At 76.7% G+C, this 279-nt stretch carries 1 protein-coding gene; it reads right to left on the bottom strand.

From position 1 onward, the window contains the following. The coding region (locus HKX41_11250) for a hypothetical protein (protein NNC24707.1) at window positions 1–279 on the bottom strand (279 nt) is incomplete at both ends.

The following is a 279-nucleotide window of genomic DNA, read 5'->3' as shown; positions in this document are numbered from 1 at the left end:
CCACAGCGGCGCGTCGAAACGCGCTTCGGGCCATAGCGCCTGCGCGTCCAGCAATACCCGACCGCCCTGCCCGACCCACTCGCGCACCGCCGCCGGCACCGGGCCGGGCGCCAGCCAGATCAGCGTGCGCGCTTTCGCATCGAAAGCCTGCGCGAGTGGCGCGGCGTCCGCCGCCAAGGCCGGCTCGTTCCAGGCGCCGACCGCGGCGCGCAGATAGACCGCCGCGGCCGCGCGTTCGGGCGCGTAGCGGATCGGCGGCGGCGCGAGCGCTGTCTCGCG

The sequence above is a fragment of the Salifodinibacter halophilus genome (assembly GCA_012999515.1).
GTDB lineage: Bacteria > Pseudomonadota > Gammaproteobacteria > Nevskiales > Salinisphaeraceae > Salifodinibacter > Salifodinibacter halophilus.
The sequence above is the reverse complement of the archived record's forward strand: the minus strand, read 5'-3'. Positions and strand labels throughout refer to the sequence as shown.